Below are 13,531 nucleotides of genomic sequence, written 5' to 3'. Positions count from 1 at the left end.
ACCACGAACATCTCCCGCTCGGCCCCGTCCCGCCGCGCGTCCCCGTACGTGTGCGACCCGTCCATGACGAGACACGGCACGACGAGATACGGCGCCCCGCGCAACACGTCCCCGCGCCGCACCCGCTTCGCGATGGACTCCTCGGACTTCCCGTCCCGCCGCAGATCGGAGATCCACGCATCGCGCATCGCATCCAGCAACGCACCCCGCGACTCGGCGGACTCCAGCAGCACGAACCGCCACGGCGTCGTGTGATGCGGCGCCGGCGCGGTCACCGCAGCGGCCACCGCCCGCCGTACGGCACCGGGGTCGACCGCCTCGTCCGTGAAGGCCCGCACAGTACGGCGCTGGGTCACCGCCTCCCGTACCGCCTCCGACGTCCCGAGCCGGAACATGTCGTCGCGCCCGCCCCGCACCATGGCCCGCGCGCCCAACTCGTCATCCTCAGTGGTCACGACATGCCGCAGCCCCCGCACCACGGCGACCGGCAGCCCCGCGGCCTTGCCCTTGACGAGATCACCGGCGGCGGCCAGTTCGTCCGCCGTGGCCACGACCGTCGCGCTCAGCGGATTGCCGTACGCGTCCGTGCCCCCGCGCAGATCGTCCAGCACGCGCACCCCGGCGGCGCCGATCGCGACGTCCGTGAGCCCCGTGCGCCACGGCCGCCCGAAGGTGTCGGTGACGACGACGCCGATGGTGACGCCGAGCGCGTCCCGCAGCCCGTCGCGGATCGCGCGCGCGGACGCGTCCGGGTCCTCGGGCAGCAACAGCACGGTCCCGGCAGGGGTGTTGGAGGCGTCGACGCCGGCGGCGGCCATGATGAGCCCCTGCCGGTTCTCCACGATCCGCAGGGCCCCGCGCCGCGCCACGACCCGTACGGTCTCGGCGTCGATCGCGGCTTCCCGGTCGGTCGCTTCTACGATCCGTCCCTCCGCCTTGGACACGATCTTCGAGGTGACGAGCAGCACGTCCCCGTCGACGAGCCCGGGCTCGGCCGCGGCGATCAGCTTGGCCAGGTCGTCCCCGGCCGCCACCTCGGGCATCCCGGGCACCGCCCAGACCCGGTACCCCTCCACCGGCGCCACCTCGCTCATGCCGCCCGCACCTCCTCCGCCAGCGCCAGCGCCTCCCGCGCCATCCGCGCGGTCGCCTCGGTGTCGGTCATCATCAGCGGTACGGCCCGGCAGCGAATACCGGCCGCCTCGACATCCGCCACGGCGGCCGCGTCTACGGTGTCGACGAGCCAGCCGTCGAGGAGCCCCGAGCCGTAGTGCTCGGCGACCGCCGTGGCCGTGGACTCCACGCCCACCGCCGCGAGCACCTTGTCGGCCATCCCGCGCACGGGCGCGTCCCCGACGATGGGGGAGAGGCCGACCACGGGCACCCCGGCCTCGGCGATCGCCTCCCGGATGCCGGGCACGGCGAGGATGGTGCCGACGGAGACGACCGGGTTGGACGGCGGGAAGAGGATGACGTCCGCCTCGGCGATCGCCTCCAGGACGCCGGGCGCGGGCTTGGCCTGCTCGGCCCCGACCGGCACGACGGCCTCGGCGGCGACCGAGGCGCGCAGCCGTACCCAGTACTCCTGGAAGTGGATCACCTTGCGCTCACCGTCCACCTCGACGGCGACGTGCGTCTCGACGCGGTCGTCCGTCATGGGGATCAGCCGCACCCCGGGCTGCCACCGGTCGCACAGCGCCTCGGTGACCGCGCTCAGCGGAAACCCGGCGCCGATCATCTGCGTCCGCACGATGTGGGTGGCGAAGTCCCGGTCGCCGAGCCCGAACCACTCGGGCCCGACCCCGTACGCCCCGAGTTCCTCCTTGAGGTGGAAGGTCTCGTCGGCCCGACCCCAGCCCTGCTCCTCGTTGATGCCGCCGCCGAGCGTGTACATCACCGTGTCGAGGTCCGGGCAGACCTTCAGCCCGAAGAGGTGGATGTCGTCCCCCGTGTTGCCGATCACCGTGATGTCCGCGTCCGGCACGGCCTGCTTGAGACCGCGCAGGAACCGGGCACCACCGATACCGCCTGCCAGAACCACAATGCGCATGGGGACAAGTCTTGCAGGCGGGTCTGACAACGCGGCAGCCAGTCTCAGGCAGTCACGACATCGACCGGTTCCGACCCGGTGATCCTCGCGCACGCAGTGTGCATCGGCATCTCGGTCAGGCCCGGGAAGTAGACGTGCAGGCTTATGGCCGGTTCGAGGGTGTCGTTGACGACCTCGTGGACGTACCCCGGCGCGAACACCCGCTGCGCGCCCGCCCCCAACGCGCGCGTGCCCCGCTCGGTGCGCTCGGTCAGCGTGCCGTCCAGGACGGTCAGCACACCGGAGGAGCGGCCGTGGTCGTGCAGCCCGCTGCCCTGTCCGGGCACCCAGGACAGCAGCCACACCTCGTAGCCGGGGCCGGTGTGCAGCCGGTGGTACCAGCGGGTCGTCGCGTCGTACTCGACGAGGTGCTCCCACCGGGCGCGGTCGGCCGCGACGGAGCGCGCCAGGCCGACGAACTCGGCCACGGTGGCGGGGTGTTCGCGCGGCGGCTGGAGGAGGTGCGGGACTTCGAGGATGTCGCCGGCGATCTGAAGGTCGCTGTCGCTGTTCATGGGGGTGCGGTGGTTCCTCGGCGTAAGTAAGTAACGGCGGGGGCTGGGTGTCACCAAACAGACAAGCAAGTGGGGCGGGAGCGCGTGGGGCTCAACAGCCGGAACAGCAACAACAGCTACAGCGAGCGTGGGCAGCACCGAGGGACCCGGCGGTGCGGGTCGAGGTGAGTGCCAAGTTCGCGAGCATGCCCACAAGGACAGCGGTTCACACCCGCACTGTCAACTCGACGCCCGGTATGTGGGACATGTTTCACCTCATCCGGTTCATCTCCCAGGGGAAAGGTTTGTTCATACGCCTACCGGGACACATGGCGCACAACCGGGCGCACAAACCCCAGTGGAACGAGATCGAACTCCTGGGCGTCCTCCCCCGTACAGGCTCCGTCTCGGGGTAGGAGGCGCTCGGGAGGGTCTCTTCTGCTTGTCAAGGTTTATGCCGATTTGAACACTTTCCGCTAGCCCTTGGTTCCGCAGAGTGAATAAGGGGCCCAATAGCAGATCTCGGCTTGACTCGCCCGGAGCAGCACACTTGTAATTTCACTCGTGTCGTTCAGCCGACATCAATAACGGCCACATCACGGGGACGCGAAAGACGGACGAGGGGCGCACATGACCGAGCTGGTGCAGCAACTGCTGGTCGACGACGCGGACGAGGAACTCGGCTGGCAGGAGCGCGCGCTGTGCGCCCAGACCGACCCCGAGTCCTTCTTCCCCGAGAAGGGCGGCTCCACCCGCGAGGCCAAGAAGGTCTGCCTGGCCTGTGAGGTCCGCTCCGAATGCCTCGAATACGCCCTCGCCAACGACGAACGCTTCGGCATCTGGGGCGGCCTCTCCGAGCGGGAACGCCGTCGGCTCAAGAAGGCCGCCGTCTGAAGCCGTACGGCACACCTCAAGACATACCTCGGGTCATACCTCGGGTCATACCTCGGGACGTACCGAACGGCCCGTCGCAGCTGGGTTATCCACAGGCGGCGGGCCGTCGCCATGCCCAGCCGATAGTGTGGGCGCTCGTCCGAGACGTACCGCAGTCCCCTCGGGACGCGGGCGTCCACCGCAGTCCATCGAACCGGGGCCCGTACCTCGATGTCCGTGCACAGCCACACGGCAGCCCAACACGACGCTGCCACTCCTGAGTTCCCGCGTCACGTGGTGACCGCGGTGCTCGTCTCCCACGACGGCGCCCGCTGGCTGCCCGACGCGCTCGCCGGGCTGCTCGGCCAGGAGCGTCCCGTGCAGAGCGTCATGGCCGCCGACACCGGCAGCGCGGACGACTCCGCCCAGCTGGTCACCGACGCCCTCGGCGCCGACCGCGTGCTCCACCTCGCCCGGCGCACCGGCTTCGGCCAGGCCGTCGAGGAGGCCAACCGCACGGCGCCCCTGCTGACCCCGGACGAGCTGCCGTACCTGAAGCGCCCCAGCGGCTGGGACCCCGTCACGCGCACGTGGCGCGACGACGCCTACGACATGCCCGAACTCCCGTACGGCGAACCCGTCCAGTGGCTGTGGCTGCTGCACGACGACTCCGCCCCGGAGCCCGACGCCCTGGCGCAACTGCTGCGGGTCGTGGACCAGGAGTACGAACTGGGCCGCGACGACGTGGCCGTCGTAGGCCCCAAGCTGCGCGGCTGGTACGACCGGCGGCAGCTGCTTGAGGTCGGCGTCACCATCGCCCACTCCGGCCGCCGCTGGACCGGCCTCGACCGCCGCGAACAGGACCAGGGCCAGCACGACCACGTACGGCCGGTGCTGTCCGTGTCCACCGCCGGCATGCTCGTCCGGCGCGACGTCTTCGACGAACTCGGCGGCTTCGACCGCCGGCTGCCCCTGATGCGGGACGACGTCGACCTGTGCTGGCGCGCCACCGCCGCCGGCCACCGCGTCCTGGTCGCCCCCGAGGCGGTCGTACGGCACGCCGAGGCGGCCTCCCGCGAGCGCCGCGCCGTCGACTGCGCGGGCCGCACCGTCGCCTCCCCGCACAAGGTCGACAAGGCCGGCGCCGTCTACACCCTGCTCGTCAACAGCCGTACGGCTGTGCTGCCCTGGGTCCTCTTCAGGGTCGTCGTCGGCACCCTGCTGCGCACCGTCGCCAACCTCGTCGGCAAGGTCCCCGGACAGGCCCTCGACGAGATCCGCGGCCTCCTGGGGACCCTGCTGCGCCCCGAGCGGATCCTCGCCGGACGGCGTCGCCGGGCCGGCGCCCAGATCGACAAGGCCGAGCTGCGGCCGCTGTTCCCGCCTCCGGGCGCGACCGTGCGGGCCACCTTCGAACAGGCCGCCGCCAGCTTCGTCGACACCTCCGACCCCGAGATCACCTCCGGGGCCGGCCGGCACGGCGGCGCCGTCGAGTCCGGACCCGGCGGCGACGACGCGGACTTCCTGGAGATCGAGCAGTTCGCGCGCGTGAAGCGCATCGCCCGCAAGCCGGGCCCGGTGCTGTTCCTGGTGCTGCTGCTCGTCTCGCTCGTCGCCTGCCGCGGCCTGCTCGCCAGTGGCGCGCTCACGGGCGGCGCGCTGCTGCCCGCCCCGGGCGACTCCAGCGAGCTGTGGTCCCGCTTCCTGGACTCCTGGCACCCGGTGGGCGTCGGCGGCACCCCGTCCGCGCCGCCGTACCTCGCGTTCGTCGCGATGCTCTCCTCGCTGCTCTTCGGCTCGACCGGCTTCGCCGTCACGGTCCTGCTGGTCGCCTCGGTCCCGCTGGCCGGGTTCACCGCCTACTTCGCCTCCCGCCCGCTCGTCGAGTCCCGGCTGCTGCGCGCGTGGGCGGCCGTCGTCTACGCCTTCCTGCCCGCCGCCACCGGCGCCCTCGCGGGCGGCCACATCGGCACCGCCGTGCTCGCCGTGCTGCTCCCGCTGATGGCCCGCGCGGGCATCGCGGCCAGCGGCCTCACCCACTCCTCCGGGGCCCGCGGCAGCTGGCGCGCTACCTGGGCGTACGCCCTGCTCCTGACGATCACCACCGCCTTCACGCCGATCATCTGGCCCATCACGCTGCTCCTGGGCATCGCGCTGCTGGCCGTGCGCCGCGGCGACCTCGTCGGCTACGGTCCGCGCTTCCTCGCCCAGTACGGCACCCCGCTGCTGATCCTGGCGCCCTGGTCGCTGACGCTGCTCCCGTTCGGCTTCTTCCAGCAGGCCGGACTGGAGTACGGCTCCGGGTCCGCGTCCCCCCTCGACCTGCTCGGCGCCAGCCCGGGCGGCCCCGGCACGGTCAGCGGCCTGATGCTCATCGGCATCGTCCTGGCCGCGCTCGCCGCTCTGCTGCGCACTGAGCGCCAGTTCGGGATCTGGACGGCCTGGGGCGTCGCCCTGGTGGGCCTCGTCTTCGCCGTCCTGTCCAACAGCTCCACCTGGGCGGGCCCCGCGACCCTCGTCTACGGCCTCGCCCTCCTCGCCGCCGCCGCGCTCGGCGCCGACGGGGCACGCGCGCGTGTGGCCGAGCAGAGCTTCGGCTGGCGCCAGCCGGTGGCCGTGCTGATCGCCTTCGCCTCGGCCGCGGGCCCGCTGCTCGTCGCCGCCGGCTGGATGATCGGGGGCGCCGACGGCCCCCTGGAGCGCCACGACCCGACCCAGGTGCCCGCGTTCGTCGCCGAGGAGAGCGGCACCGAGGACCAGGCCCGCACCCTCGTCCTCGACAGCGACTCCGCCGCGCACGTCGGCTACATGCTGGTGCGCGGCTCCGGCGCCCGCATGGGAGACGGCGAGTTCGCCGCGGCGGACGGCGAGAACACCAAGCTCGACAAGGTCGTCGCCAACCTCGTCGCCGGTTCCGGCGCCGACCAGGCCGACGAACTCGGCGGCTTCGCCGTGCGCTACGTCCTCGTCCACAAGGGCGCGCCCCGCGAAGTCAGCCGCGTCCTGGATGCCACCCCCGGCCTCAGCAGGCTCAGCCAGGCCGACGGCAGCGCCCTGTGGCGGGTGAACGAGGAGGTCTCCCGCGCGGCGATCGTCGCCGGCTCCGCCACCCCGAAGCCCGTCGCCGCCGGACCCGTCGACATCCACACCACGATCCCGTCCGGCGCCACCGGCCGCGTCCTGCGCCTCGCCGATTCGGCCGCCGCGGGCTGGACGGCCACCCTGGACGGCGAGCCGCTCACCCGCACCACGGTCGACGGCTGGGCCCAGGGCTTCGAACTCCCCGCCTCCGGCGGCAAGTTGGACGTCACCTACGACGACCCGATCGGGCACACCGCCTGGCTGTGGACACAGGGCGCGCTCGCCCTCGTCCTCGTCGTGCTCGCCCTCCCGGGCCGCCGCCGCGAGATCGACGACGACCTCCCCGAGGAGGAGCTGATCCCGGCCCAGGCGGTCGCGGGCGAGGGCCGCAGGGCCCGCCGCCTGCGCGCCCAGGCGGAGGCCGAGTCCACCGACCAGGCCGACGACCCCGCGGACACCGGGCAGTTCGACGTGTTCGCCACGAACACCACGCCTCCTCCTCCTCCGGAGGAGGAGGCCGTCGCCGCGATCCCGCAGCAGCAGTCCTACGGCGAGTGGGATGCCGCGAGTTACGCGGGCGCCGAGTACGGCACCTACGGCGGCGAGCAGTACCAGGCAGGCGAGCAGTACCCGCCCGGTACCTACGACCAGGCGTACCAGGCGGACCCCTACCAGGGCGTCCAGGCCGGCCAGTACGACCCGTACGCGTACGGCGGCCAGCCCGCGACTCCGGCGTACGACCCGACGTACGACCAGGGCTACGACCAGAACCAGGGCTACGACCCGAACTACGACCCCGCCTACGACCCGACGTACGACCCGGCCCAGCAGCAACAACCGCACGGCGATGAGCGCACCGACGGGAGCCAGCAGTGAACCGCCCCACCCTGTCCCTCCTCGCCGGCGTGGTCGCGCTCGCCGCCGTCACCGGGTTCGCCGAGATGAAGGCACCGGCCGCGTCCGGAGCCGGCACCGCCAAGGCGGCCGCCCAGCTGCCCGTGGAGCGCACCAGCCTGCTCTGCCCGGCTCCCAGCACCTCCGACCTCGCCGACACGTCGTACACGTCCTTCACGCCCGTCACGGCAGGCACGGACAGCAGCGGCAAGGCCGAACTCCAGTCCGCCACCGAGGAGTCGGGCGACGGCACGAGCAGCAAGAAGAAGCCCGCCAAGCCCGTCCTGGAACCCAAGGACCCCGGCGCCCCGGCCACCGGCGACAGCTCCGGCGCCGACGCGCCCGCACTGCTCGGCACCGCCGAGGGCAAGTACGCGCCCGGCTGGACCGTCCAGGAGACCACCGAGGTCGCCGCGGGCAACGGCCGCGGCCTCCAGGGCGTCAACTGCACCGCCCCGGACACCGAGTTCTGGTTCCCCGGCGCCAGCACCTCCGCCGACCGCACCGACTACGTGCACCTCACCAACCCGGACGACTCCGCCGCCGTCGTCGACATCGAGCTCTACAGCAAGGACGGCGACCTCAAGTCGACGGTGGGAGAGGGCATCACGGTCGAGCCGCACGCCAGTGAGCCGATCCTGCTGTCCACGCTCACCGACGACCAGGAGACCGACCTGACCGTGCACGTGAGCGTGCGCAGCGGCCGGGTCGGCGCGTCCGTGCAGGCCCTCGACGCCAAGCTCGGCGGCGACTGGCTGGCCGCGTCCACGGACCCGGCCGGCAGCCTGGTGATGCCGGGCATCCCGAAGGACGCCACCTCCGTGCGGCTGATCGCCTTCACGCCGGGCGACTCGGACGCCGACCTGAAGGTGCGGCTGTCCTCACCCACCGGGATGATCACGCCGGCCGGGCACGAGACCGTGCACGTGAAGGCGGGCATGACGACCGCCGTCGACCTGGGTGACGTCACGCGCGGCGACCCGGGCTCCCTGGTCCTGACACCGACCGACCAGTCCGTGCCGATCGTCGCCGCGCTGAAGGTCGTGCGGGGCAAGGGCAGCAAGCAGGAGACGGCGTTCATCCCCGCGACCGCCCAAGTCGGCACGCGCGCGACGTCCGCCGACAACAGCGCCAAGGGCTCCACCCTGTCCCTGGTCGCCCCCACCCGCACCGCGACGGTCAAGGTCACCGCGTCTGCGGGCAGCGGCGGCGGAACCCCCGTCTCGAAGACGTACACGATCAAGGCAGGCACCACCGAGGACGTCGAACTCCCGGCCCCCGCTGGCCTGAAGGGCACCTACGCGCTGACGGTCGAACCGCAGTCGGGCGGCCCGGTGTACGCGGCCCGGACACTGTCGGCGACCGAGGAGGGCGTACCGGGCTTCACGATCCAGACGCTGCCCGACGACCGGGGGACGGTGTCGGTGCCGCAGACGGACGAGGACCTGTCCGTACTCCAGAAGTAGCGGTTCGCGGCACGCGCGCGGGGAGGGTGCTAGTCCTCCCCGTAGCGCGGATCGACCGTCTCCGGGGTGAGCCCCAGCAGTTCGGCGACCTGTTCCACGACGATCTCGTGGACGAGGGCGGCCCGTTCGTCGCGCCCCTTCGTGCGGATCTCGACCGGGCGCCGGTAGATCACCACGCGCGCGGGCTGCCCCTCGTGGGCGGCGATCGTGCCCCCCAGGGGCACCGACTCGTCGTTCCAGCCCTCGCCCGCACCACCCAGCCGAGGGACTTCCAGGACGAGGAAATCGATGTCGGTCAACTGCGGCCAGCGACGCTCCAGGCGCTCCACGGAGTCCTGCACCAGATCCGCGAACGCGTCGGCGCGGCTCGCGGCGAGCGGAACCTGGGGCGGCGCGATCGGGCCGCGCATGCCCCGGCCGTGGCGATCGCGGCGGCGGGGCCCGGGGCCGGCGGCAGAGGGCGGTACGGGGGTGTCCATCACTGGTGAAGCGTAGTCCCCGCCGGGTCCGGCCGCCCGACTCCACCCGCCGCCGGGCACTCCGCGCGGCATGTCGCCGGATGACCATTCCGGCCAAGGTTGGGCTCGTTTCCGTATGTCTCGAAGACCGTCCCTCTCAAGGCAATTGACGGTGTTTGTGCCGAGTGGTGACCGGGTTCGACCCCGTTCGAGATCTCGGGAAGGGGTATCCGTGCAGGTCAGGGGTGTGTTGCCGGTGAGGTGTGTGGGGCGTTTCACAGCCCGACACGGTGGGGTGACCTGGGGGAGAGTCGTCGCGGCCCGCTCAAGAGTGCGGTACCGTCCAACGTCGTGAGCCCTGTACGTCGCTGTTCGCGCACCGCTTGCGGCCGCCCCGCCGTCGCGACGCTGACGTACGTCTACGCCGACTCGACCGCGGTCCTCGGCCCGCTCGCCACCTACGCCGAACCCCACTGCTACGACCTGTGCGCCGAGCACTCCGAGCGCCTCACCGCGCCCCGCGGCTGGGAGGTCGTCCGGCTGCTCGACAGCTCCGCGCCCGCCCGCCCGAGCGGTGACGACCTCGAAGCGCTCGCCAACGCGGTGCGCGAGGCGGCCCGCCCCCAGGAGCGGGCGGCGGGCGCCGGCGGCGGAGGCGGGGCCCGTACGGCGGACCCGATGGAGGTCGCACGTCGGGGGCATCTTCGGGTGCTGCGCTCGCCGGACAACTGACGGCGTCCGTCCCGTAGTTCGTTCAACGATTCCCGGTCCCCCCTGCGGTTCGTTCAACGATTCACTCGGCGTTTCATCCAGTGATGCACGCCCATTGACGCGCCCTTGTCGCGGACACGACGATTCCCGGACCAGTGAGAAATCACTTTCCGCATCGCGGAACCCGGGGAGGCGCCCGTGTACGTCCAGGAACTGGAACCCGTCGCCGACTCGCTCGGCCTGTCCGCCCTGGTGGCGGCCCTGCCCCTCGTCATCGTCCTCGTCCTGCTCGGCGGGGTGCGCCTGAAGGCGTACTGGGCGGGCCTGACCGGCCTTCTGGCGGCAGCCCTGGTCGCCTGGCTCGCCTACGGCATGCCGCTGGAACAGACCGTCTCCAGCGCCGCCCAGGGAGCCGTTTTCGGCCTCTTCCCCATCCTGTGGATCGTCGTCAACGCCCTCTGGGTGTACCGGATGACGGTCCGCACCCGGCACTTCGACATCCTGCGCCGCTCCTTCGGGCGGCTCTCCGACGACCCCCGCATCCAGGCCCTGGTCGTCGCCTTCTGCTTCGGCGCCCTCCTGGAGGCCCTCGCCGGATTCGGCGCACCCGTCGCGATCTGCTCGGTCATGCTCGTCGCGCTCGGCTTCGACCCCGTGCGCGCGGCCGTCGTCGCCCTGGTCGCCAACACCGCGCCCGTGGCCTTCGGGGCGATGGGCACACCGGTGGTCACCCTCGCCCAGGTCACGGGCCTGCCACTGGACTCGGTGGCCTCCGTGGTGGGCCGTCAGACACCGCTGCTGGCCCTCGTGGTGCCGCTCGTACTGGTCGGCCTCGTGGACGGCAGACGCGGCCTACGGGAGACCTGGGTCCCCGCCATGGCGTGCGGAATCGCCTTCGCCGCGGCCCAGTTCGCCGCCTCCAACTACGTCTCCGCCCAACTCGCCGACATCGCGGCCGCCTTGGCCGGCGCGGGCGCCCTGGTCGCCGTACCGCAGGCGCGCAGGCCCGCCCCCGAGCTGGTACGCGCGTCCGTGCTCACCGGCGTGCCCACCGAGGACCTGGAGGAGGAGGACCCGCGGCGCGAAGTGCTGCGCGCCTACGCGCCGTACGCGCTGATCGTGGCGATCTTCTCCATCGCGCAGATCCCGGCCGTCAAGGACTGGCTGGCGGGGGCCACGCGCGTGTACGACTGGCCCTTCCTGGACGTCGTCAACCCGGACGGGAAGCCCGTCGGCGGCAATGTGTTCACCTGGCCGATCGTCGCCACGGGCGGCACGCTCGTGCTGATCGCCGGAGTGTGCACGGCAGTTGTCCTCGGGGTCCACGCGCGCGTGGCGGTACGGGAGTGGGCGGCGACCGTGCATGAGCTGCGGTTCGCGATCCTCACCGTGACGTCCGTCCTGGCACTCGCCTACGTCATGAACCTCTCCGGACAGGCCGCCACCATCGGGCACTTCGTGGCGGCCGCCGGCGCGGGGCTCGCCTTCCTGTCACCCGTGCTCGGCTGGTTCGGCGTGGCCGTCTCCGGATCGGACACGTCGTCCAACGCGCTGTTCGGTGCCCTCCAGGTGAGCGCGGCCCGCGAGTCGGGACTGTCGCCCGACCTGCTCGCCGCCGCCAACAGCTCCGGCGGTGTCCTCGGCAAGATGATCTCGCCGCAGAACCTCACCATCGCCTGCGCGGCCGTCGGGTTGGAGGGGCGGGAGGGCGACCTGCTGCGCAAGGTGCTGCCCTGGAGCGTGGGGCTGCTGCTGGTGATGTGCCTCATCGTGGCCGGGCAGAGTTCGGCCGTCCTGGGGTGGATGCTGCCCTGAGCTGAGGTAACGGTGTGTGGACGGCTCGGTTGCCGCACGTCGCACTGTCGGTCCTGACGGGTAGTTTGGGGCGACCGATAGGACTTTCTGGAGGGTTGGCCGTGTCTGCTGATCTGTCACAGCTCGTGAAGGCGTACGACGTACGGGGCGTCGTCCCGGACCAGTGGGACGAGTCGTTGGCCGAGCTGTTCGGAGCGGCCTTCGTCCAAGTGACCGGCGCGAGCGCGATCGTGACCGGGCACGACATGCGGCCCTCGTCGCCGGGCCTGTCCGCGGCCTTCGCGCGCGGGGCGGCGGCGCGCGGCGTCGACGTGACCGAGATCGGCCTGTGCTCCACGGACCAGCTGTACTACGCGTCGGGCGCGTTCGACCTGCCCGGCGCCATGTTCACGGCCTCCCACAACCCGGCGAAGTACAACGGCATCAAGATGTGCCGGGCGGGCGCGGCCCCCGTCGGCCAGGACACCGGCCTCGCCGAGATCCGCCAACTCGTCGAGTCCTGGCTGGACTCGGGCGCGCCGGAGGTCTCCGGACCGACGGGAACGATCACCCAGCGGGACACGTTGGAGGATTACGCGGCGCACCTCCGCGGCCTCGTCGACCTGACCTCCATCCGCCCCCTGAAGGTCGTCGTCGACGCGGGCAACGGCATGGGCGGCCACACGGTCCCGACCGTGTTCGCCGGCCTGCCGCTCACACTCGTTCCGATGTACTTCGAGCTGGACGGCACGTTCCCGAACCACGAGGCCAACCCGCTCGACCCGGCGAACATCGTCGACCTCCAGGCACGCGTCCGCGTGGAGGGCGCCGACCTCGGCATCGCCTTCGACGGCGACGCCGACCGCTGCTTCGTGGTCGACGAGAACGGCGACCCGGTCTCACCGTCCGCGATCACCGCCCTGGTGGCTTCGCGAGAGCTGGCGAGGAACGGCGGGAAGGGCGTGATCATCCACAACCTGATCACCTCCTGGTCGGTCCCCGAGGTCGTCAGGGAGAACGGCGGCACACCGGTACGCACACGCGTGGGCCACTCCTTCATCAAGGCCGAGATGGCGAAGGCCGGCGCGATCTTCGGCGGCGAGCACTCCGCGCACTACTACTTCAAGGACTTCTGGAACGCCGACACGGGCATGCTGGCCGCCCTCCACGTCCTCGCCGCGCTGGGCGGCCAGGACGGCCCCCTGTCCGCCCTCGTGGCCCAGTACGACCGCTACGTGGGCTCCGGCGAGATCAACTCCACGGTCGACGACCAGCAGGCCCGCCTCGCGGCGATCCGCGCGGCCTACGAGGACCAGACCGACCTGACCCTCGACGAACTCGACGGCCTCACCGTCTCCTCCGCCGACTGGTGGTTCAACGTCCGCCCGTCCAACACGGAACCGCTGCTGCGGCTGAACGCGGAGGCGCGGGACGAGGCGACGATGGGGAAGGTGCGGGACGAGGTGTTGGGGATCATCAGGGGGTGAGGTGACGGTGCTTCGGCCGAGGGTTCTCCTCGATGCCGGTCCGACCCATCTGGAGGGGGCGCACCTCTCCACGTGGGTCGGCATTTTCAGCCAGTCCGGGGAGGGGCCCACCTCTCCAGCGCAGGCCCGCATTCTCAGCCCGTCCGGCGTTTGAGGACGAGGCCGTTCAGGCCGAAGGGGGGTC

Annotated in this window: 10 protein-coding genes; 6 read left to right on the top strand and 4 right to left on the bottom strand. The window is 71.9% G+C overall.

The genetic code is table 11. The features are described from left to right. The 3 genes from ACNFOC_RS39385 to ACNFOC_RS39375 form a co-directional block, all read right to left on the bottom strand. Nucleotides 1-1,094: coenzyme F420-0:L-glutamate ligase (locus tag ACNFOC_RS39385; protein ID WP_416963809.1), on the bottom strand; the 1,094-nt coding region annotated here is incomplete at its 3' end. Continuing rightward, complete coding sequence (gene cofD / locus ACNFOC_RS39380; RefSeq protein ID WP_329250957.1) at nt 1,091-2,050, bottom strand: 2-phospho-L-lactate transferase; 960 nt, start codon at nt 2,048-2,050, stop codon at nt 1,091-1,093. The genes ACNFOC_RS39385 and cofD, both read right to left, overlap by 4 nt. Nucleotides 2,051-2,094: 44 nt before the next feature. Further along, a complete protein-coding gene (locus ACNFOC_RS39375; protein ID WP_416963808.1) occupies nt 2,095-2,604 on the bottom strand; it encodes a cysteine dioxygenase in 510 nt (169 codons plus the stop codon). Between the two features lie 609 nt (nt 2,605-3,213). Between ACNFOC_RS39375 and ACNFOC_RS39370 the strand changes: the two genes are divergently transcribed. The 3 genes from ACNFOC_RS39370 (at nt 3,214) to ACNFOC_RS39360 (ending at nt 8,897) form a co-directional block, all read left to right on the top strand. Further along, a complete protein-coding gene (locus ACNFOC_RS39370) occupies nt 3,214-3,477 on the top strand; it encodes a WhiB family transcriptional regulator (RefSeq protein ID WP_003975777.1) in 264 nt (87 codons plus the stop codon). 210 nt (nt 3,478-3,687) lie between these two features. Further along, a complete protein-coding gene (locus ACNFOC_RS39365) occupies nt 3,688-7,413 on the top strand; it encodes a glycosyltransferase (RefSeq protein ID WP_416963807.1) in 3,726 nt (1,241 codons plus the stop codon). Next, entirely contained in the window at nt 7,410-8,897 is a 1,488-nt protein-coding gene (locus tag ACNFOC_RS39360) for a DUF5719 family protein (protein ID WP_416963806.1), read from the top strand. Before ACNFOC_RS39365 ends, ACNFOC_RS39360 begins: the two co-directional genes overlap by 4 nt. Nucleotides 8,898-8,926: 29 nt before the next feature. Here ACNFOC_RS39360 and ACNFOC_RS39355 read toward each other — a convergent pair whose 3' ends face one another. Then, a complete protein-coding gene (locus ACNFOC_RS39355; RefSeq protein WP_416963805.1) occupies nt 8,927-9,376 on the bottom strand; it encodes a metallopeptidase family protein in 450 nt (149 codons plus the stop codon). Between the two features lie 279 nt (nt 9,377-9,655). Here ACNFOC_RS39355 and ACNFOC_RS39350 point away from each other — a divergent pair, with 279 nt between their 5' ends. The 3 genes from ACNFOC_RS39350 (at nt 9,656) to ACNFOC_RS39340 (ending at nt 13,347) form a co-directional block, all read left to right on the top strand. Continuing rightward, a complete protein-coding gene (locus tag ACNFOC_RS39350) occupies nt 9,656-10,087 on the top strand; it encodes a DUF3499 domain-containing protein (RefSeq protein ID WP_078532602.1) in 432 nt (143 codons plus the stop codon). 177 nt (nt 10,088-10,264) lie between these two features. Continuing rightward, complete coding sequence (locus ACNFOC_RS39345; protein WP_416963804.1) at nt 10,265-11,881, top strand: L-lactate permease; 1,617 nt, start codon at nt 10,265-10,267, stop codon at nt 11,879-11,881. A 101-nt stretch (nt 11,882-11,982) separates the two neighbouring features. After that, nucleotides 11,983-13,347, top strand: coding sequence for a phosphomannomutase/phosphoglucomutase (locus ACNFOC_RS39340; protein WP_416963803.1), 1,365 nt, complete (start codon nt 11,983-11,985; stop codon nt 13,345-13,347). Nucleotides 13,348-13,531: the final 184 nt, after the last annotated feature.

This window comes from Streptomyces colwelliae (assembly GCF_048158785.1).
In the GTDB taxonomy this organism is placed as follows: domain Bacteria; phylum Actinomycetota; class Actinomycetes; order Streptomycetales; family Streptomycetaceae; genus Streptomyces.
Note: the sequence above shows the minus strand (reverse complement) of the source record. Positions and strands in the feature narration are given on the sequence as shown.

Bases quoted from the DNA above. Each gene is read 5' to 3' on its own strand.
- cofD (WP_329250957.1), bottom strand. From the start codon at position 2,050: ATGCGCATTGTGGTTCTGGCAGGCGGTATCGGTGGTGCCCGGTTCCTG.
- ACNFOC_RS39375 (WP_416963808.1), bottom strand. From the start codon at position 2,604: ATGAACAGCGACAGCGACCTTCAGATCGCCGGCGACATCCTCGAAGTC.
- ACNFOC_RS39370 (WP_003975777.1), top strand. From the start codon at position 3,214: ATGACCGAGCTGGTGCAGCAACTGCTGGTCGACGACGCGGACGAGGAA.
- ACNFOC_RS39365 (WP_416963807.1), top strand. From the start codon at position 3,688: ATGTCCGTGCACAGCCACACGGCAGCCCAACACGACGCTGCCACTCCT.
- ACNFOC_RS39355 (WP_416963805.1), bottom strand. From the start codon at position 9,376: ATGGACACCCCCGTACCGCCCTCTGCCGCCGGCCCCGGGCCCCGCCGC.